Source organism: Hymenobacter amundsenii (genome assembly GCF_002204745.1).
GTDB classification, from domain to species: Bacteria; Bacteroidota; Bacteroidia; order Cytophagales; family Hymenobacteraceae; genus Hymenobacter; species Hymenobacter amundsenii.
Genome location: NZ_NIRR01000008.1, coordinates 45,421 through 62,866, shown reverse-complemented (window position 1 = coordinate 62,866; position 17,446 = coordinate 45,421). Strand labels below are relative to the sequence as shown.

Below are 17,446 nucleotides of genomic sequence, written 5' to 3'. Positions count from 1 at the left end.
TGATCAGTCGATAATACCCTCGCTCATGGCGTAGCGGATGAGCGCGGCCGTGTTTTTGGTCTGGGTTTTCTCGATGATGTTCTGGCGGTGCGTTTCGATGGTGCGCTTGCTGGTGAAGAGCTGCTCGGCTATTTCGGCGTTGGTGAAGCCCTGGCCAATAAGCTGAAGCACCTCCAGCTCGCGGCCCGATAGCTCGGCCGTCCCGCCCGCGGCCTGAGCCGCCAAGGACCCCAAACGCTTGTCGGCACCCAGCGACTGCAATGCGGGCAGTTGGGGGATGGGCGTGCGCTCTACCAGGCGGTGCAACAGGTTGAGGCCGATTTCGGTACACAGAAAGGGGCGGTCGGCGGCCACCGTCCGGATGGCGTGGGTAATTTCGGAGCTGTCGGCGTTTTTGAGCACGTACCCCAGGGCCCCGGCTTCGAGCATGCGGTACACGTAAATTTCGTGGTCGAGCATGGAAAGTACCAGCACCCGCACGTGCGGAAACTGCTCCCGGAGCAGCGGCATCACCCCAAAACCGTCGAGTACGGGCATATTGATGTCCATGAGTACCACGTCGGTGGGCGTGGTGGCCAGCAGCTCCAGCAGAACCTGACCGTTGCCAGCCTCCCCCACCACTGCCAAATCTGACTCCCGCGACAACAGGGCCCGAATTCCGTCGCGCAAGATGGTGTGGTCGTCAGCTAGTAATATTCTGATCATCCTAATAAAGATTTACCAAAGGCCCGTGGGGTCTACGTGGACTTACGTAATACTACGAAATAAGTACGCAGCAGAAATAAGTATAATTACTTTTACAAAAATCAGTACTTTACCGTATAAATCAGCGGATTGTGGGCTCTACCTTTGCCTCAGCTTTAGCCCCCTATCACACCTTATGCGCTATGAAAATCTACCAGGAACTTCTTCCTGAAAGCTACCTGCTGATTCTGGCCGACGACCCCGACCCGACCGACGTGGCGCGCTTATCGTACGCCCTGCGCCGTGCCAGCCGCAGCGGCCGGCCCAGCATCTGGGTTGATTGCAGCCAACTGCCCCAACTGCCGCTGGCTTCGCTGCGGGTACTGCTCCGTTTCTATCAGCGGCTGCGGCACTGCCACATTCCGCTCGTCCTTTGCCACCTCGATGGGCAGGCCCACCAGCGGCTGTCCCGCCTTCCCTCCGATACCCGTCCGCCCATTATGGCATCATTGCTCGATGCCGAGCATTACTGCCGCTACCTGTACCGGAAAGGCGGCTAAGCCGGTCGGCAACTACCGCACTCCATCAAGGCGGCCAGGCCGGTACAGCTCCAGTGGCCGCGCACACGGTGTAAGGGAGCCTTGCTGTACGGCTTGGGCCATGCGGAAATACCGCCTAAATGAGCGTTTCTGCGTAAGCTACGGTGTCTCAACTGCTGTTTGCATGAACTCTGCTCCCCTTTCTGGCCTCTACGCGCCCTCGCTCAGCCTGCTCACCGACTTGTACCAGGTCACGATGGCTTACGGCTACTGGCAACAAGGCCTGCAAGACCGTGAGGCCGTATTCCACCTCTACTTCCGCCGCCCCCCGTTCCAGGGCGGCTACGCCGTGGCCGCTGGCCTGGCCTTTGTGGCCGACTACCTGCAGAACCTGACGTTTTCCGACGACGACCTGGCTTACCTGGGCAGCCTGCGCGGGACGAAAGGCGGGGCTATGTTCCCGCCCGATTTTTTGGCCTATCTGAAGGAAATGACGTTTAGCTGCGATGTAGACGCCATGCCCGAGGGCACGGTAGCCTTCGCCAACGAGCCCCTCATCCGGGTGCGCGGGCCGCTGCTCCAGGCCCAACTCATCGAAACGGCCCTGCTCACGCTCGTCAACTTCCAGACCCTGATTGCCACCAAGGCCGCTCGCATCCGGGAGGCCGCCGGCGCCGATACGGTGCTTGAATTCGGGTTGCGCCGGGCACAGGGGCCCGATGGGGGTCTTTCGGCCAGTCGCGCCGCCTACCTGGGCGGGGTCGATGCCACGAGCAACGTGCTGGCCGGGCAGCGGTTTGGCATCCCCGTGAAGGGTACCCACGCCCACAGCTGGGTGATGGCGTTCGAGGACGAGGAAGCGGCCTTTACGGCCTACGCCCAGGCCTTCCCCGACGATTCGGTGTTCCTGGTTGACACCTACGATACGTTGGAGGGCGTGCGCCACGCCATTAAGGTGGCCCGCGCCATGCGGGCCCAGGGCCACGAGTTGGGTGGCATTCGCCTCGATTCGGGCGACCTGGCCTACCTGAGCCGCGAGGCCCGGGAGCTGCTCAACGAGGCCGGCTTCCCGCAGGTGCGCATCGTGGCCAGCAACGACTTAGAGGAAAACCTCATTACCAGCCTCAAGCTGCAAGGCGCAAAAATCGATACCTGGGGCATTGGCACCCAGCTCGTAACGGCCTACAACCAGCCGGCTTTAGGGGGCGTTTACAAGCTGGCCGCCCTGCGCAAGCCCGATGATTCGGGCTGGGATTTCACCATTAAGCTCAGCGAGCAACTGGCCAAAACCAGCATTCCGGGCATTTTGCAGGTGCGGCGCTACGAAAACGAGCAGGGCCAGCCCCGCGCCGATATGCTTTACAACACCGCCGAGCCGCTGCCCGAACAGCTGACCATCGTGGACCCGCTCGACGCCACCCGCCGCCGGAATGTGCGCCCCCATGCGCCATTCCGCGAGCTGCTGGAGCCCGTGTTCCGGCGGGGCCGCCTGGTGGGGCCGCTGCCCACGCTCGAAGAGAGCCGGGCCCGGGCCCACCGCGAAGTCTTGAGCCTCGACACCAGCGTCCGCCGCTTCCTCAACCCCCACACCTACCCCGTAGGCCTGGAGGAGTCGTTGCACGACTACCGCACGAAGCTGATTGTGGAGAAGCGGGCCGGACGCAGGGCGTAAACGAAATCCAAGTGTCTGCGCAAGAACAACAGTGGCGGGCCCGACACCAGAGGCCGGGTGACTTGGCTGAGCCCAAGGATAGATAAATTATAATATATTATATTTTTTATTAACTTAGTCCTATGCCCTATTCATGGTGCCAGCTTGGGATGGGCGGCTGTGCCGGTTTGCGGAGCAGCCGCTGTCACGTAGCGGTTCCTTTCAGTTACCGACTTATGAAGAATGCCTGTTGGATTTTTCTGTTCCTACTCTGGCCTGCCTTCACGAACGCGCAGGATATACCAGCGGCGTCCTTCTCGGCCCAGAAAACGCTTGTGTATCCTGTGAGCGGTGCCGCCCGCCTGCCCGCCGCCGTGGCCTGGTACACCGATTTCTTCGGTAAGCCCCCCACCCGAGTCGAGTCGGCGGTGCCCTACCCTTACGCCGTGTTCAACGTGGACGCGATGGAAGTGCGCCTGGAAACCGACCCCCGGTTTTTGCAGCTCCGCGAAGCGGTTTTCTACTGGACACTGCCGACGCCCGAGGACGTAGTGGCCAAATTTGCGTCGCTCAGCGCCAACCGGGCCAATAAATTCAACGGCGGGCTCTTCCAGAAACTACGGCAGCTCGACAGCAACCATACCACCGATGCACGGTCCTCAACCGGTGAGGCCGTGACGCAAGTGCGGGGGTTTATCGTTTTAGATCCCGAGGGCAACCAGATTGGCGTTATCAACAACCCGGTGTACCCGCCCAAATGAGGTGGGGCCGCCCGTTAGCGTGCCCCGACGTAATGGGGTGCGCTCCGGCCTTGCTATGCTGGGTCCGGTGCTTCGCCTGGCTGCTGGTAGTGGGACTGATGCTGGGTCCGGCGCGGGCGGGCAGTGCCAGAACCGCGCCGCCGACAGCCTGCGCCACCTGCTGCAAAGCCAGCGGCGCCCCGACACGGTGCGGGTGCAGCGCCTGCACGCGCTGGTACTGCAGCTGGCCGCCACCGATGCGCCCCAGGCCATCCGGCTAAGCCACCAGGCCCTGCGCCTCTCGCAGCAGCTGGCCGATTCGGCCGACATTGGCCGGAGCCTGCTCTGGCTGAGCATTCTGCACCGCCGCCTACCCAACTACGACTCGGCCCGCTACTACACCCAGCTGGCTCAGCAGCTTTACGCCCGCCGCCACGACCGGCCCCGGGAGGCCCGCGCCTGCCTGGAGCTAAGCCTCATCAATGCCCAGCAGGCCAACCTGACTGCCGCTCTGCGCTGGGGGCTACGCGGGCTGCGGCTGGCCGAACAAACCACTGATAAAGCCGTGCGAACCCAGTTGCGGGCTATTATTGGGGATACCTACAGTAAGCTGGGCGACTACGCCAGCGCCGAACCCATGCTGCGCCGGGCCCTGCGCGACGGCCGCCGCCTCGGCGACGAGCAGGTGGAGGCCGCCGCTCTCAACAGCCTGGGCAGCCTGTATCAGGCCCAGGGCAACTGGCCCGAAGCCCTGCGCTACTTCCGGCGGGCGGTGGCCGTGTGCCGGCGCATGGGCGATATGCAGAACCAATTGGCCAACGAAATCGGGCTGGCCGAGGTGTATACCCAGCAGGGCCAGCCTGGCCGCGCGTTGCTGCACGGCCGCCGCGCCCGTACGCTGGTGGGCACCACCAACGACGACTTCAACCGGCCCTCGGTGGAACTGCTGCTGGCGCGGGCTTTTCTGGGGCTCAGCCAGCCCGACAGCGCTCTGGTGCTGGCCACCCACGCCCGGCAGCTCAGCCAGCAAACCCGCAGCAACGGCCACTTAGCCACGGCCACCGAACTGCTGGCCGAGGCCTACGCCGCCCGGGGCAACTACCTGGCCGCTTACCAGCAGCAGCGCCTGTTCGCGGCCTACCAAGACACGCTGGCCGGCGAGGCCACCCAGCGTAAAACCAGCGCCCTGCGCTATGGCTACGAGCTCGACCAAAAGCAGACCCAGATTGCACTGCTCACCAAAACCCGGCAGCTTCAGGCCCAGGAAAGCGCCCGCCAGCGCCTGCAGTTGTACGGGCTGCTGGCCGGGCTCGCGGGGCTGGTGCTGGTAGCGGGGCTGCTGTGGCGCAACGTGTACCTCAAGCAGCGCACCAATCACCGTCTGAACGTCAAAAATGCCCAGATTGCTCGCCAGCGCGACGACCTGACCCGGACTCTGGCCGACCTCACCCGCGCTTTGGCCGACTTAAAAGCCGCCCAGAACCAGCTGATTCAGCGCGAGAAAATGGCTTCTCTGGGCGAGCTCACGGCCGGCATCGCCCACGAGATTCAGAACCCGCTCAACTTCGTCAACAATTTTTCGGAGGTGAGTACCGAGCTGGTAGAGGAGTTTATGGATGGCCCCTGGCAGCAGCTTCCGGAGGCCGAAAAAGCGTATGCCACCGAGTTGCTGGCCACGCTCACGGAAAACCTGCAGAAGATAACCCAGCACGGCCACCGCGCCGACAGCATCGTGAAGGGTATGTTGCAGCACTCCCGGGCCAGCGCCGGTATCTTCGAAACCACCGACCTGAACACGCTGGTGGCCGAGCACCTAACCCTGGCCTACCAGCTGTTCCGGGCGAAAAACCCAGCCTTCGCCGCCACGCTGCTCCCCGATTTCAGCCCCCAGCTGCCAGCCCTGCGGGTGGTGCCCCAGGATATTGGCCGGGTGCTGCTCAACGTTTTCGCCAATGCTTTTTACGCCCTGGCGCAGTGCCCGCCGGGCGCGGCGCTTAAGCTGGAAGTGCATACCAGCCTGCTGGCCCAACACGTCCAGATTCGGATTTGCGATAATGGCCCGGGCATGGACGAGATAACGCGCCGCAAAGCGCTCCAGCCCTTTTTTACCACCAAACCACCCGGCGAGGGCACCGGCCTGGGCTTGTCGTTGAGCTACGATGTGGTGGTGCAGGGCCACGGGGGCACGTTTAGCCTCCGCAGCCAGCCGGGCGCGGGCACCGAGGTTATCGTGCGGCTGCCCCGGTAAGGGCCGGCCCGAACGTGCCCGGGCAGTAGCTGGGGCTTTTGTGAGCTGCACCCGTAGCTACCATCAGGTCGAGTGGGGGGTTGGCTCTGGTTGGGCTGTTTTCTCGTTCTGCCGGCGGATGCGCTGGCACAGTTCGCGCATGATGCTGCGCGATACTTCGGTGCAGTCTTCCGTTACTTCGTAGAAGTCCTCCTGATCGATGCGGAAGGCCCGTACGGGCTTGAGGGCGACGGCAGTGGCCGAGCGGGGCTCGGCATCGAGCAGGGACAGCTCCCCGAAAAACTCGCCCTTGCCAAAGGTGATCAGCAGCTGCCAGTTATTAAAAATACCCACCTCGCCTTCGTAAATGATGAACAGCGAAGTGCCCCGGGAGCCCTTGGCGAAGATTTCCTGCTCCTGCTCAAAGTTTACCTCGTGCATCACCGGAACAAGTGCCCCCAGCACGCTTTCGGGGGTATGGCCAAACAGGGTAGTGTTTTTCAGCATCCGGACGCGCTCCACAAACGACACGACGGAATCGGCAGACTGGTCAGGCATAGTAGTTAGCGTAAGGAGTGTGGGATAAAGTACTAAGAGCTGATCGTAGGCCGCGGGCCGTTGCAGGGGCAGCTTCTGTAGCGCCTCCGCCGCACTTTCCCGCAGCAAGGGGTGGGGGCTTTGCAGGTGCGGCTGCAGATGGCCCACGGTTTCGGGCGTGGGGTGCCACTGCCGCAGGGCCACCCCTACCGTCCAGGCCGAAAACGCCGCCGTACCCCGCCGAATAATCATCGTCTGGATGGGCTCGGGCTGCGCAATGGGCCCCAGCAGGTCGTCGAAGGCCTGTATTTTTTCGCTGATGCGCGTGGTATCCAGCAGGGCCTGCATGCCCTGGTACAGGGGCCGCGGCAGCAGGTTATCGAGCAGTTTCAGGGCGGCGGGCCGCGCTTCGCTATCGGCGTGTAGCAGGCTGCGCTGCACCGTAAGCAGCTTCGTGCGGTCGTAGAGTTGGAGCAGCAGCGTGAGCAAGCGCCGCTGGCACTTGCGGGCCTCGTACTGCAACGCCGCACGCAGTTCCGCGTTGGCCGCCACCATGCTGTGTACCAGGTGCTGGGCCAGGCTCATTTCGTCCTCCACCAGCCGCAGGAACAGGGGCGATTCGGCCGCTACCGCTGGCAGCCCGTTGAGGGCCCGCAACGCCGCCGCCCGCTGGCACAGGTTGGCACTCTGGGCCAGCTCCAGCAGCAGCTGCCGCCCGGCTGCGGTGCATAAGCGGGCAATTACCTGGGCTATTTCCCGCAGGTATCGTTCCTGGGTGCTGCTGTTCAACGCCTCCTGCAGCCAGGGCAATACAGCGTCGCCGAGCTGCACCAGGGCGTTGGCCGACGTTTTGCGGTTCGCCTGTTGCTGTAACAGCTCCAGCAGCGGCGCGGCCAGCACGGCCGGGGCCACGGCCGAAGCGGCCAACGTAGCGGCTTTCGCTAGCGCCGGGTCAGTGCTTTTAAGCCCCGCCAAGATACAGGCCACCTGTTCGGCGGGCTCCAGAAAGCGCACCAGGGCCAGGGCCGTTAGCTGGCAGCACTCATCGGCCACCAAAGCGGCCAAGCTGGCCTGGGCATCGGCATCGGCCGGTTCGGCTTCCAGCCGGCCCCGGATGGCGCCCTTGCGCACGGCCATATCCGCGTGCTGCAGCAGGTTGGGGTTGGCCGCCGAGCGGCAGGCCAGGCGGCTGGCCTGCTCCCGGACGTTGGCGTTTTCATCGGTTAGCGCCAACTGCTGCAGCAAGGTAGGCCCGGCTTTCAGGCCCACCGCCGCCAACGTGCGCAGTCGCACCTGGCAGTGCGGATGGCGCAACAGGCGCTCGGCGTGCCGAACCAGGGTGGGCAGATCGGCCCGCTGCAGATGCAGCAGCGCGTGCAGCGACGTAGACAGGGCCACCTCCGGCTTGGCGGGCGGCGCGGTGGAGGTAACGGGCAGGCCCAGCGCCGATTTTAGTTCGTTGAGGTAGTGCTGGTAAGTCCGCCGGAGCACGACCAGGGCCAGCAGCAGGAAAACGCTCATCCAGCCCAGAATTGCCCATAGTGGCCAGGGGGTAGCACCGCTATACAGGCCCAGCAGCAGCAACCCGCCGCCCAATAGCAGGCCCAGCGGCTCGTACACGCTCTTGGTGGCCGTATACCCGTGCAGGCGCAACGGAAGCGGCAACGATTGGAACAGCATCAGGAAGGCCGGCTCCAGCAGGGCGCGGCGCAGCACTTCCACCCCCATAAGCAGGGCGCTGAAAAAGAACAGTTGCCCCATTCCTACCAGTGGGAGCACGCCCCCGAGCACCACGCCCCCTAGCGCCACCAGGGGCAGCAGAATAAAGGTCCGGCGCAGGCCCAGGCTACTCAGGCTATAGCGCGCCACGCCCAGCCGCAACAGGGTGCCGCCGACATACAGGAGCGCCAGTAGCCCGCTCAGGTAATGCAGAAACCGGGCGGGCTCCAGCAGGTTCCGGCTGACTAGCCGCAGAAACAGATACTCCAGCCCCACGGCCACCACCGTTAGGGCCAGAATGCTCAGGCCCATGTGCCGAATCAGGGCGATGCCGGCGGCAATGCGCGCCGGCTCGGCCGGGTTGAGGCGGGCCGTAAGCCGGAGGGGCGGGCCGGTAAACGTGCGGCGCTGCAGGTGCCAGGCCAGGCCATACAGCCCGAAGGCCACCAGCAGCAGCCCGAAAACCCCGCCCTGTACCTGCAGCATTACCGCCCCAATGGCGCCCAGCGCCTTCGCCGGCAAATCGCCAGCGTTAATGAGGCTGAACAGGCGCCGGCTCTGCTGCAGGTTGAACAAGGCAGTAGAAGTGCCCCAGAACGCCAGGTAAGTGAGCAAATAAATCAGCCGGTAGCCTACCATAATGGCGACGGCCGCCGACACCGATGGCCCCATCAGCACTACTACGGCCATTACCAGCGTACCCACTAACACGGCCAGCAGCGCCCTGACCACCAACCGCTGCAGCAGCCAGTGCTGCTCGCACCAAGCGTACCCGCGCCCCACCACGAGCATGGCCAGCGCCCCCAGCACGTAGGCCAACGGCAGCGTATGCACCGGGTCGTTTTCGAGCAGCAGGGCCGTCGCGGCAACGTACACGAGCATCGTACCGCCATTCAGCAAGAGGCTGTGCAGCGAGAAGTGCCAGACGGTTTGTAACTCGCCCGGCCTTACCCCCAAAGAGCGGTACCATGAGGTCAGATTCATTGTGTTGTGGCTTTCGGACCCAGCCCGGCCGTTAGTGCAGGGCGCGTTTCTTGATCAGCCCCCCCCGGGTATCACTCACGCTTTGCATCACCACAAAGGCTTGCGGATCGATGGCATGAATAGCCCGGGTGAGGCCGATAACTTCCAGCCGGGTAACCACCGTGAAGATGGCTTCCACCTTCAGGCGCTGGTGCCCGTGCGAGCCGAAGCCCTGGGTGCATTCGTACACCGTGGCGCCCCGGTGCAGCTTGTCGGTGATGAGCTGCCGGATTTCGGTGCTGTGAAAGGAAACGATGGTCAGGCTGGTGTACTCCTCGATGCCGACCAGCACAAAATCCACCGTTTTGGCGGCCGACAGATACACCAGAATCGAGTAGAGCGCCGTTTCGACGGACAGCAGCCAGGCCGCGACCCCGAAGATGATGATGTTGATAACCATGATTACGTCGCCGATGGAGCCGGGCAGGCGGCGGCTGATGTACACGGCCAGAATCTCGGTGCCGTCGAGCACCCCACCGCCCCGCATGGCCAGCCCGATACCGGCCCCCAGGAAGAATCCGCCGAACACGGCAATCAGCAGCTTGTCCTGGGTAAGGGCCGGGAACGAGAGCACCCACAAGGCCCCCGACAGCGCCAGAATGGTGACCAGGGTTTTGAGGGCAAACTCCCGGCCCAGCTGGTAATAGCCCAGCACAATGAACGGGATGTTGATGACCAGAATCAAAACCGATAACGAAATACCGGTCAGGTGGCTGATGAGCATGGAAATGCCGGTCACGCCCCCGTCAATAAATTCGTTGGGCAACAGAAACCCCTTCAGCCCCAGGGCCGCCGAAAAAACGCCCGCCGCCAGCAGCAACAGTTGCAGCAGCCTCTGCCGGATCTGGGTGGGATTTAGGGACAGCAGGGCGCTGGCGGCCGCCACCCGGGCCGAAACCGGCGCGACGGTGTGCCCCAATGAAGAAGCAGAAAATGGCTGGTTCGGTACCATGTGCTCAGGTAAAAAACTCGACCCCAGCGGCTCCGAAAGAGCTGGCTGCCCTTCCTGCGCTGGTCCTCATAGCGCCTGAGTTCCTGCCCCTATAGCGTTACCCAAGTGCTACCACTAGAGCAGCCGGGAGTCACGCCTGCCTGTTTTTCTTACGTCTTTCTACTGCTGTCTGCTTCGGGTGCTACCCCCACCAGACCCAACTCCATGGCTATTACTCAACCCAATTTAACTAATAAACATGTAAGAATAAATTAAAATCATTATATATTTTAATTTAGAAGCACTTATCCGCTGTTATTGCGCATCCAGCGGCCATTCGCACCAGAAGTCATAGCCCGTGGCATTCAGTTGTTGCCTTTCCACGGCACTCAGCCGCAGCACGACAGCATCTTCATGGCTGATGCTGCCCAGCAGCAGCGTGTCGTTTAGGAAGAAGGCCGGGTCTTCGAACGCACTGTTCTGCCAGTCGCTATAGGGCCGTTGCTGGCAGAAGACTGCTACTTCCGGTGTCAGGGCGAAGCGGTGGGTGGCCCCGTACACCCGGGCCAGACGTTCGGGCACCGGCACTCCGGCCAACCGGAGTGGCGCGGGTAGCTGGGCGGCAAAAAGCTGCTGCACTTCCAGATAATTTGCCACGGGTAGGATGGTCGCGACCAACTCCTGCCATCTGTCAGCCCGTTGCTGAAAGGCCGCATCACCAAAATAGCGGTACATATTCTCCGACATAAAAGCACCGACAACCTTCCCTGAGCGGGTAGCATTGTCGGTGCGTGGTTTGTTGGGCCGGTGCTGCTGCCCGGTTAACTGGCCTCGTAGCGCAACTCGCCTGCGCCCACGCGCAGCGTCACGCCCGGGGTGGCCGTAATGCGGCCCGCTACCTGGGCCTGGTAGCCGCTAGCGCGCAGGTTTTCGGCTACCGCTTCGGCCTGGGCTTCGTCGGTGACCAGCAGCATGCCGTTGCCCATGTTCCAGTAGAGGTAGGCTTCGGTGGGCGTGATGCCGGCCAGCTCGGCCAGCTGCTGCATGGCGGGCAGGGGCGCGAAGAGGTTATCAAGCTCGGCCCCGACCCCGTTCTTGAGCACGCGCTTGAAGTTATCGGCAATGCCGCCCCCCGTGATGTGGGCCGCCGCGTGCAGGGGTAGGCCCGCATCGAGCACCGCCGCCACGCCGGGCGAGTAAATGAGCGACGGCGCCAGCATCACCTCGCCCCAGGTTTTGGCCGTTAGCTGAGAGCTGTTAGCTGTTAGCTTTTCGTGCTGAGTGTACTGCTGCCCCTCGGCTTTTACTTTATCACTTTTACTTTTTGCTTCGCTGTAGGGCGCTTCGTGCCAGGTTTCGCCGAAGGCTTTGGTGAGGGCGCGGCGGGCCAGCGAATAGCCATTAGAGCGGAATGAGGGCGAACGAAGCACTACCACGGCCTGCCCGGCCCGCACGTTGGCCCCGCTCAGCGGGCGCTCCAGGCTCGGGTGCAGCACGCCCACGGCCGTCGAGCACCAGTTGAAGTTCATTTTCGCACCGGGGTAGCCGCCGATACGGTTACCGAGCTCGGCAATTTCGCCGCCCGTTACGGCTATCTGGCTGAACTGGGCCGCGTCGTGCAGGCCGCGCATCAGCTCATCGACCACCGTATAATCGAGCGTGTTCACATCGATGATGTTGGAGAGGTTGGTGGGCACGAAGCCGGCCACGATGAGGTCGTCGGCCACCATGGCAATCAGGTCGTAGCCCAGCGTATCGTAGCGGTCGAGGCGCTCGGCCACCTCAATTTTGGTCCCGATGCCGTCGGAGCCAATGCCCAGCCGCTCGTTGCCGAAACGGATTTCGTTGGAGAACCCGCCCGCCAAATCCTGGGCCGGCTCGCCGGGCTTGCCGGCGCGGGTGGCGAAGGTTTTCTGGGCCCACTCGTAGGCGTTGCGGGAGGCGTTGTTGCCTTCTTCGATGGAGTAGCCGGCGGTGGCTTTGATAGATTCGTTCATGTAGTAGACCCCAGCCCCCGACCCCAACCCCTCCGGGAGAGGGGGAGCCAGACGAATGGATTATGAGTTACTATTTTGAGGAAAGTCATTGAGCGCACCCCTCTCCCGGAGGATGTTGCGCTTTGAGCAAGGGAGGCCGGGGGTGGGGTTAATGCTCGGTCGGCTCGGGGGCTTTGGCGCTGACGGAGGGCACGAGGCCGCCAGCATCCTTTTTGGGTTTCTCGCCGCGGTGGCTCTGGCGCTCCTCCTGAATGTGGCCCAGGTACTTGGTCACGTCGCCGGTAGGGTACTGGCCCGTGAAGCAGGCGAAGCAGCCGCCCCCGTGACCCTTATCTTCGGCAAACAGCTCCTGCAAATCCTCCACCGACTGGTAAATGACCTTGTCGGCCTCGATGTAGCGGCAGATTTCCTCCTCGGTGTAGTTGGCCGCAATCAGCTCGGTGCTCATGGCCATATCGATGCCGTAGATGCAGGGCGCGATGATGGGCGGGGCGCTGCTGATGAAGTACACTTCGGCGGCCCCGGCCTCGCGCAGAATCCGCACGATGCGCCGCGAGGTGGTGCCGCGCACGATGCTGTCATCAACCACGGCAATCTTCTTGCCCTCCACAAACTCGCGGATGGGGTTGAGCTTTTTGCGCACGATGTCCTCGCGGCCGGCCTGGCTGCTGACGATGAATGAGCGGCCCATGTGGTTATTTTTCACCAGCGCCCGGCGGTAGGGCACTCCAATGGCCTCCGCCAGCCCCGAGGCCGCAAAGTAGCCCGACGAGGGCACGTCAATCACCATATCGGGCTGGATACCCGACTCGATGACTTTGCGGGCCAGCATTTTGCCCAGGCGCACCCGCTCGCGGGCCACCAGCCGGCCATGAATCGTGGAGTCTTCGCGGGCGAAATAGATGTGCTCGAACACGCAGAACGCCTTGGGCAGCTGGTATGGGTTTTTGTAGTGGACTTCGAAGTTGTTGTCAATAAAAATAGCCTGCCCCGGCCCCACATTCTTGATAAACTCAAAGCCCAGGTAGTCGAAGCAGGTGCTTTCGGAGGTGAAGGCGTAAATGGGGCCGGCCTCGGTGAGGCGGCGGCCCAGCACCAGCGGCCGGATGCCCAGCGGGTCGGTGAAGGCCAGCAGCCCGTGCCCGGCAATGATGGTCACGGTGGCGTAGGCTCCCTTTACCAACTCCTGGGTAGTTTCGACGGCATCGAAAATATCGACTACCGACAGCGCATCGAGGTTTTTCAGGCGCAGCTCGGAGGCGAAGGTGTACATGATCAACTCCAGGTCGTTGCTGGTTTTGGGCAGCACGTGGTACTTCTCGTGCAGGCGCTTGGCCGCCGAGCGGAAGTTAATCACGTTGCCGTTGTGCACCATCGCCAGCCCGAAGGGGTAGCTGGTGGTAAACGGCTGGGCCAGTTCAGCGTCGCCGGAGCCTTGGGTGGTGTAGCGGGCGTGGCCGATGCCGATGTTGCCCTTGAGCTTGCGCAGCTGCTTGGGGCGGAACACGTCGGAGATGAGGCCGTTGCCCTTGCAGAGGTGGAAATTGCCGTCGAAGGTGGCCATGCCGGCCGCATCCTGGCCGCGGTGCTGGAGCGCCGTCAGGCCAAATACGATGTCGTGGGCGACGTCATCGGGACCGTAAAAACCTACTATTCCGCACATTTCAGTTGTCTGTTGCCAGTTGCCCGTTGCCGGGCCGCTGCGGTTGGGTGGTGGGTGGTATGCTAGCTGGTCGCCGCCTGCTCAGGCTCTCTCGCCGAAAAAGCAGAGGCGGGGCCAGACGATAATGGCGTTGGGTGGGCAGTTAAAGGAGTAGGAACGGCCTCCATGGTGAACGTGGGCAGTTCGCCTTTTATCAGCTCGGCCAGGGTTTCGGCGTACACGCGGTGCTCCACGGCCAGGCCGCGGCGCTCCACTTCGGCCAGGGTTTCGGCCCCGCGCAAATCCACGGGGTGCTGGGCCAGAATGGGGCCGGTGTCGAGGCCTTCATCTACCAGATGCACCGTGATTTTGGTTTCGGGCAGCTGGTTGTCGAAGGCCCACTCGTAGGCGTGCAGGCCCTGGTGCTGGTGGGTGTCGGCAGGATGAATGTTGACGATTCGGCCCCGAAATGCCCGCACGAACGTGGGCGACAAAACGCGCATGTAGCCGGCCAGCACCACGTAATCGGGCTGGTATCCCTGGAGTATTTCTACTACCTCAGCATCAAACTCGGCTCGGTTACGGCCCTGGCTGCTAAGACTAGCGGTGGGGCAGTCCAGTGCGGCAGCCGTTTCGAGGCCGGCCGCCTCGGGGTTGTTGCTGAACACCACTGCCACTTCGGCCAGCTCCTGCAATACCCCCTGATGAACCGCTTTGACCAGGGCCACCATGTTGGAGCCCCGGCCAGAGAGCAGCATGGCGAGGCGGATGGCCTTATGAGCTGCCTCCCCCCCCGACTCCCTCTCCTTCAGAGAGGGGGAGCCAGACGATTCAGTGCTAATAGGCCCGTTAGGCTCCCCCTCTCTGAAGGAGAGGGGGCCGGGGGGGGAGGCAACCGTATGGGCCGTGTCTTTCTTCACCGCAGTTCACTGAAAATACGCGTGGGCTCCGGCCGCTGGCCGATATCAGTGCGCATATACACGTCCTGGAAGTTAACGTTTTTCGCTTCGCGGTACACGTGCTGCACGGCATCTTCCAGTTCCATACCGTGGCCTACCAGCACCAGCACCCGGCCGCCGTTGGTGAGCAACTCGCCGGTTTCGGTGCGCTTGGTAGCTCCGTGGAAGGCCAGAATGGTGGGATGGAGCTGGTCGAGGCCCGTGATGGGAAAGCCGGTGGAGAAGCCGCTAGCCGGATAGCCGCCCGAGGCCAGCACCACGCCCGCGTAGTAGCCGGGGCGCTGGCGCACGACGCAACGGGCCAGGGTGCCGTCGAGGGTGGCTTCGATGAGCTCCAGCAGGCTGCTTTCCAGGGCCGGCAGCAGCACCTCGGCCTCGGGGTCGCCGAGGCGGACGTTGTATTCGAGCAGCTTCGGGCCCTGGGGCGTGAGCATGATACCGAAGTACAGGAAGCCCTTGAACTCGAACTGCTCCGTCTGGATGCCCTCCAAGGTCGGGTCGATGATTTCGGTGCGGATGGCGGCCAGGATGTTATCATCGGCGAACGGGACGGGGCAGTAAGCACCCATGCCGCCGGTGTTAGGGCCCTGGTCGCCGGCCAGCAGCTGCTTATGGTCCTGGGAGGGGGCCAACAGGCGCACCCGGTTGCCGTCCGTCACGCCAATAATGCTGATTTCGGGGCCGCTGAGCTTTTCTTCGAGCAGGAAGCTGAACCAGCCGCTGTGGTGGGCTTCTAGGTCGTCGAGGGCAGTATTGGCTTCCTCCACCGACGAGCACACATACACGCCCTTACCGGCGGCCAGCCCGTCGAACTTCACCACCACCTGCCCGTTCAGCTCGGCGGCCTTGGCGCGGGCCTCGTCCAGCTTATCGGAACGGAACTGCCATGACAGGGCCGTAGCCACGCCATGGCGGCGCATGAAGTTCTTGCTCCACACCTTGGAGCTTTCCAGTGTCGCCCCGGCCCGGCCCGGCCCGAACACCCGGATGTCGGAGCCCGCGAAAAAGTCCGTCACGCCCGCCGCCAGCGGGGCTTCAGGGCCCACCACCACCAACTTCGCGCCGCGGGCTTCGCAGAAGCCTTTAATGGCGGGGAAGTCGAGAATACCGATTTCGGGGTGGCTGTTGGGAATACCGGCGTTGCCGGGCAGCACGTGCACGGTAGCCCCGTCGCGGGTCAGCTTCCAGGCCAGGGCGTGCTCGCGGGCCCCGCCGCCGAGAAGTACTATGGGTTTATTGCTGAGGCTCATGGATACTTACTTGAGATTGTTCTTCTGACTTTGATTTCTGCCGTGACTCTTTATACCTTTCTCTTCCTGGGAGGTCGTCAAAATCTCTTCTGTCATCAGAAGAATTATAGCGTATGATATTAAAGGCTAAGGGCAGCGGCGACACGTGGATATACACATCTGCCGTATCGCCTTCAGGAAATATATACACCCATTTATAATCGTTGTAATCCAGCTTTATGGGTCCGGAGAAAACGCTGGTATCAATATCTACATCTATTCCGACCACATTATGAAAATCCGATTCTGCTGAGGCTTGAACTCCTCCTGGAGTAAAAGAAAGGGCATAAATCAGCAGGAAGAATAGAAGAAGGGGGCTTACAAAATATTTTACAACGTCTTTCATAATACCCTATTCCTATTTGCTGTTTGCCATCCAATTTACATCACCCGAAACTTGGAGTCGGCGGCCCGCAACTTGGCTTTGGTTTGCTGGATTTCCTGGCTGAGCTGCTCACGCAGACGGGGCCGGTTCAGGGGACGCACGGCTAACTGGGCGGCGTTGTCGGGATGCACTATCATGAGGTCAGGAGTAGTTGAAAGCATAATTACCAACGATTTCAGGCTTCTTTCATGATACCAGCGCGCACCAGGTTGGCCACGAGGCGGGCTTGTACGTCGCCGCCAGGAGTGGTTTCGTTGCCGGTAGGCAGGGGGCTACCCGTGATGCGCTCGTAGATATCGAGGTAGCGGCGGGTGGCCTCCTGGGCTACTTCGGGGGTGAGGGCGCGGGGGTACTGGCCGTCCTGCTTGTTGGCAATCAGCCACTGGCGCACATACTCCTTGTCCATCTGCTCGGCCGTTTCGGGGTTGCTGGCGTAGTCCTCGGCGCTCCAGAACCGTGACGAATCGGGCGTGTGGATTTCGTCAATCAGGATCAGCTCCCCCTCGAAGAGGCCGAACTCATACTTGGTATCAACCAGGATGATGCCGCGCTCGGCCATCCAGGCGGAGGCGAAGTTGAACAGCTCCAGGGCCTTCACCCGCATCTTTTCATACAAATCAGCCGATACCCACCCCTCGCTCACCAGGTTGTCGGGCGTGATTTCGCGGTCTGATTCCTCCTTGGTGGTCGGCGTGACGATGGGCTCCGGGAACTGCTGGTGCTTGGTCAGGCCATCGGGCACCGTCACGCCCGAGAACGTGCGCTGGCCCTGCTGGTAGCCGCGCCACATGGAGCCGGTGAGGTAGTGGCGCACCACCATCTCCACCCGGATTGGCTCGGCCTCCTTGGCCAGCGTCACGTTGGGGTCGGGCAGGCTGATGACGTGGTTGGGCACGATGTGCTTGGTCTTATCGAACCAGAAGGCGGCCAACCCATTCAGCACCGCGCCCTTGTGGGCCACGGGCGTTTCCAGCACCGAGTCGAAGGCCGACAGCCGGTCCGTCACCACGATGAGCCGCTCACCGGAGGGCGCGCGGTACGAGTCGCGGACTTTGCCGCGGTGCAGGAGTTCGAGCTGGGGAGTTGCGAAGTGGTTGAGGGTTTTCATAGAAGAAGGAGTCAA

The 17,446-nt window shown here is 62.5% G+C and carries 15 protein-coding genes; 4 read left to right on the top strand and 11 right to left on the bottom strand.

Going from position 1 to position 17,446, the window contains the following annotated elements:
• Positions 1–3: 3 nt before the first annotated feature.
• Entirely contained in the window at positions 4–705 is a 702-nt protein-coding gene (locus CDA63_RS07235) for a response regulator transcription factor (protein ID WP_088463782.1), read from the bottom strand.
• A 182-nt stretch (positions 706–887) separates the two neighbouring features.
• Between CDA63_RS07235 and CDA63_RS07230 the strand changes: the two genes are divergently transcribed.
• From CDA63_RS07230 to CDA63_RS07215, 4 genes are all read left to right on the top strand, one after another.
• Positions 888–1,244, top strand: a complete 357-nt coding sequence (locus CDA63_RS07230; protein WP_088463781.1) for an STAS domain-containing protein — start codon at positions 888–890, stop codon at positions 1,242–1,244.
• A 163-nt stretch (positions 1,245–1,407) separates the two neighbouring features.
• Positions 1,408–2,895: a nicotinate phosphoribosyltransferase gene (locus CDA63_RS07225; protein WP_088463780.1), complete on the top strand. Its 1,488-nt coding sequence runs from the start codon at positions 1,408–1,410 to the stop codon at positions 2,893–2,895.
• Between the two features lie 215 nt (positions 2,896–3,110).
• Complete coding sequence (locus tag CDA63_RS07220) at positions 3,111–3,635, top strand: hypothetical protein (protein WP_088463779.1); 525 nt, start codon at positions 3,111–3,113, stop codon at positions 3,633–3,635.
• Positions 3,636–3,654: 19 nt separating this feature from the next.
• Positions 3,655–5,862 carry a tetratricopeptide repeat protein gene (locus CDA63_RS07215; RefSeq protein ID WP_126546768.1) on the top strand — a complete coding sequence of 736 codons (2,208 nt, stop codon included), beginning with the start codon at positions 3,655–3,657 and terminating at the stop codon, positions 5,860–5,862.
• A 63-nt stretch (positions 5,863–5,925) separates the two neighbouring features.
• Here CDA63_RS07215 and CDA63_RS07210 read toward each other — a convergent pair whose 3' ends face one another.
• From CDA63_RS07210 to CDA63_RS07175, 10 genes are all read right to left on the bottom strand, one after another.
• The gene (locus CDA63_RS07210; protein WP_088463777.1) at positions 5,926–9,081 is read right to left on the bottom strand and encodes a cyclic nucleotide-binding domain-containing protein; all 3,156 of its coding nucleotides are present in this window, start codon (positions 9,079–9,081) and stop codon (positions 5,926–5,928) included.
• Between the two features lie 31 nt (positions 9,082–9,112).
• Entirely contained in the window at positions 9,113–10,072 is a 960-nt protein-coding gene (locus tag CDA63_RS07205) for a YitT family protein (RefSeq protein ID WP_088463776.1), read from the bottom strand.
• 294 nt (positions 10,073–10,366) lie between these two features.
• Positions 10,367–10,786 carry a hypothetical protein gene (locus tag CDA63_RS07200; RefSeq protein ID WP_126546767.1) on the bottom strand — a complete coding sequence of 140 codons (420 nt, stop codon included), beginning with the start codon at positions 10,784–10,786 and terminating at the stop codon, positions 10,367–10,369.
• Between the two features lie 86 nt (positions 10,787–10,872).
• The gene (locus tag CDA63_RS07195) at positions 10,873–12,048 is read right to left on the bottom strand and encodes an AIR synthase-related protein (RefSeq protein WP_088463774.1); all 1,176 of its coding nucleotides are present in this window, start codon (positions 12,046–12,048) and stop codon (positions 10,873–10,875) included.
• Between the two features lie 148 nt (positions 12,049–12,196).
• Positions 12,197–13,711, bottom strand: a complete 1,515-nt coding sequence (gene purF, locus CDA63_RS07190) for an amidophosphoribosyltransferase (protein ID WP_088463773.1) — start codon at positions 13,709–13,711, stop codon at positions 12,197–12,199.
• Between the two features lie 62 nt (positions 13,712–13,773).
• Positions 13,774–14,448, bottom strand: coding sequence for a phosphoribosylglycinamide formyltransferase (gene purN, locus CDA63_RS07185; RefSeq protein ID WP_088463772.1), 675 nt, complete (start codon positions 14,446–14,448; stop codon positions 13,774–13,776).
• A gap of 158 nt (positions 14,449–14,606) precedes the next feature.
• A complete protein-coding gene (gene purD / locus CDA63_RS07180) occupies positions 14,607–15,899 on the bottom strand; it encodes a phosphoribosylamine--glycine ligase (protein WP_088463771.1) in 1,293 nt (430 codons plus the stop codon).
• Positions 15,883–16,284, bottom strand: coding sequence for a hypothetical protein (locus CDA63_RS20375; protein ID WP_126546766.1), 402 nt, complete (start codon positions 16,282–16,284; stop codon positions 15,883–15,885). The genes purD and CDA63_RS20375 overlap by 17 nt, the downstream gene beginning before the upstream one ends.
• 35 nt (positions 16,285–16,319) lie before the next feature.
• Positions 16,320–16,484 carry a hypothetical protein gene (locus tag CDA63_RS20795; protein ID WP_165768225.1) on the bottom strand — a complete coding sequence of 55 codons (165 nt, stop codon included), beginning with the start codon at positions 16,482–16,484 and terminating at the stop codon, positions 16,320–16,322.
• Between the two features lie 14 nt (positions 16,485–16,498).
• Positions 16,499–17,431, bottom strand: a complete 933-nt coding sequence (locus CDA63_RS07175; protein ID WP_165768224.1) for a phosphoribosylaminoimidazolesuccinocarboxamide synthase — start codon at positions 17,429–17,431, stop codon at positions 16,499–16,501.
• Positions 17,432–17,446 lie beyond the last annotated feature (15 nt).

What these genes read in the sequence shown, in the direction of transcription:
- CDA63_RS07200 (WP_126546767.1), bottom strand. Translation starts at nt 10,786, where the DNA reads ATGTACCGCTATTTTGGTGATGCGGCCTTTCAGCAACGGGCTGACAGA.
- CDA63_RS07220 (WP_088463779.1), top strand. Translation starts at nt 3,111, where the DNA reads ATGAAGAATGCCTGTTGGATTTTTCTGTTCCTACTCTGGCCTGCCTTC.
- CDA63_RS07230 (WP_088463781.1), top strand. Translation starts at nt 888, where the DNA reads ATGAAAATCTACCAGGAACTTCTTCCTGAAAGCTACCTGCTGATTCTG.
- CDA63_RS07235 (WP_088463782.1), bottom strand. Translation starts at nt 705, where the DNA reads ATGATCAGAATATTACTAGCTGACGACCACACCATCTTGCGCGACGGA.
- CDA63_RS20795 (WP_165768225.1), bottom strand. Translation starts at nt 16,484, where the DNA reads ATGCTTTCAACTACTCCTGACCTCATGATAGTGCATCCCGACAACGCC.
- CDA63_RS07225 (WP_088463780.1), top strand. Translation starts at nt 1,408, where the DNA reads ATGAACTCTGCTCCCCTTTCTGGCCTCTACGCGCCCTCGCTCAGCCTG.
- CDA63_RS07175 (WP_165768224.1), bottom strand. Translation starts at nt 17,431, where the DNA reads ATGAAAACCCTCAACCACTTCGCAACTCCCCAGCTCGAACTCCTGCAC.
- CDA63_RS07205 (WP_088463776.1), bottom strand. Translation starts at nt 10,072, where the DNA reads ATGGTACCGAACCAGCCATTTTCTGCTTCTTCATTGGGGCACACCGTC.
- purD (WP_088463771.1), bottom strand. Translation starts at nt 15,899, where the DNA reads ATGAGCCTCAGCAATAAACCCATAGTACTTCTCGGCGGCGGGGCCCGC.
- CDA63_RS20375 (WP_126546766.1), bottom strand. Translation starts at nt 16,284, where the DNA reads ATGAAAGACGTTGTAAAATATTTTGTAAGCCCCCTTCTTCTATTCTTC.
- CDA63_RS07210 (WP_088463777.1), bottom strand. Translation starts at nt 9,081, where the DNA reads ATGAATCTGACCTCATGGTACCGCTCTTTGGGGGTAAGGCCGGGCGAG.
- CDA63_RS07195 (WP_088463774.1), bottom strand. Translation starts at nt 12,048, where the DNA reads ATGAACGAATCTATCAAAGCCACCGCCGGCTACTCCATCGAAGAAGGC.
- purF (WP_088463773.1), bottom strand. Translation starts at nt 13,711, where the DNA reads ATGTGCGGAATAGTAGGTTTTTACGGTCCCGATGACGTCGCCCACGAC.
- purN (WP_088463772.1), bottom strand. Translation starts at nt 14,448, where the DNA reads ATGCTGCTCTCTGGCCGGGGCTCCAACATGGTGGCCCTGGTCAAAGCG.